General features: G+C 59.4%; 2 protein-coding genes. Both read right to left on the minus strand.

Annotated elements, in window-relative coordinates:
* Positions 1-74: 74 nt before the first annotated feature.
* Positions 75-395, minus strand: coding sequence for an IS66 family insertion sequence element accessory protein TnpB (tnpB, locus tag M2427_RS42030; protein ID WP_280712564.1), 321 nt, complete (start codon positions 393-395; stop codon positions 75-77).
* Complete coding sequence (locus M2427_RS42035; RefSeq protein WP_280712565.1) at positions 392-748, minus strand: transposase; 357 nt, start codon at positions 746-748, stop codon at positions 392-394. The genes tnpB and M2427_RS42035 overlap by 4 nt, the downstream gene beginning before the upstream one ends.
* Positions 749-1,445 lie beyond the last annotated feature (697 nt).

A 1,445-nucleotide genomic window follows, 5' to 3' on the forward strand; every position in this document is an offset into this window, starting at 1 on the left:
GCTGTCCGAGACCTTCGAAACCACGTCATTGCGCAACTTGATCTAAGAATCTGTCAGCCTAATAAAGAGGGGCATCAACATGGGTGATCGAGCAGATATCCCAGCTGCGCTGGCGTGATCGTCACCGACCGGTCCACGCCTTCGCGCGGAGCCGTCGAAGGCCAGACGAAGCGGCCCCGCTCCAGCCGCTTGGCGTAAAGGCACATGCCCTGGCCGTCGTGCCACAACACCTTGATCAGCGAGCCCCGCCGCCCGCGGAACACAAACAGGTTGCCGTTGTGTGGATTGCGATGCAGCGTCTCCTGCACCAGCAGCGCCAACCCATCAAAACCCTTGCGCATGTCGGTGTGACCCGTGGCCAGCCAGACCTGCACGCCACTCGGGACCGGGATCATCGCCGTCCCACGTCCCTGGCCAGCGTCTTGATGATCGCCGAGACCGTTGCCGGATCGGCCGCGCCTGCGATCCGCATCCGGGCTCCGCTCGCAAACTCGACCTCGATCATGCTCGACGACGCCGCATCTGGCACAACAGCCACCGGTGCAAACCCCGGCGTCTCGCGCGCAGGCCCGCACAGTTGTTGCCGCCAGCGAAACAATTGGCTCACATGAATCCCGGCTGCCCGCGCCACCTCGGACGCCACGGCACCGGGCTTGATCGCCGCCGCAACGATCTGCCGCTTCTCCTCCGAAGACCAGCGCCGCCGCCGCTGAACCGACGTGATTACCTCGACCTGCGCGTTCGTCATAGGACCATCCCTAGAAATAGTCCTATGACTTCCAGTCCGCGCTCAGTTCCGCAAGGCGGCCTCTACCGGAGGGTTACGTTCAGAAGCCAGCCACCGCGTTTGCCGTTCGGGCGTGATGCCTTCCAATAGTCACCGCGTGCGGATGCTCTTGAGAGGGGTGCCTCGGTGATTGTGCCATTTGCAGTTTCTGAGGTGATTGCCAATCATTGTCTCGGCTTTTAGTTCCTACAGAAAGCCCTAGGTCGCATCAGTGGCCTGGCTCGCACGAAAAGGACCTGCAGGCCCCGGTCTCCTGTTTGGCAACGACGCGCAGGGGCCGATAGTGCTCGACGGCATCTTCAAGAGATGATCGACTACTTTGCTGCTGCCCTGGATGAATTAGCACACATTGACTTGGGCCTTATGCGGCTTCTCGCGCGCATTTTCATTACGGCGAATTGTTGTGTCAGAAGCCGTTTTGGTACGGGATCATCCCTTTCGAGGAAGCAGCTTAAGTGAAAAACACAAACCTAGCGCATTCAAAAAAGTCAATATCGTGCTAAATCTCGGTGTTTTGGGGCCAGTGAAAACGTGATAAAGGCATTCTCGGGATCTAGTCGTTTTGAACCGCCCCGGGATTGCCGGAGGCTGTTTTGTTTGAGTCACGCCGCCACGGCGGTTTCAGCCATCATGGCGTAGTAGCGCTCCTCGGCTTCAG

The sequence above is a fragment of the Bradyrhizobium sp. BR13661 genome (assembly GCF_029892425.1).
Classification (GTDB): Bacteria; Pseudomonadota; Alphaproteobacteria; order Rhizobiales; family Xanthobacteraceae; genus Bradyrhizobium.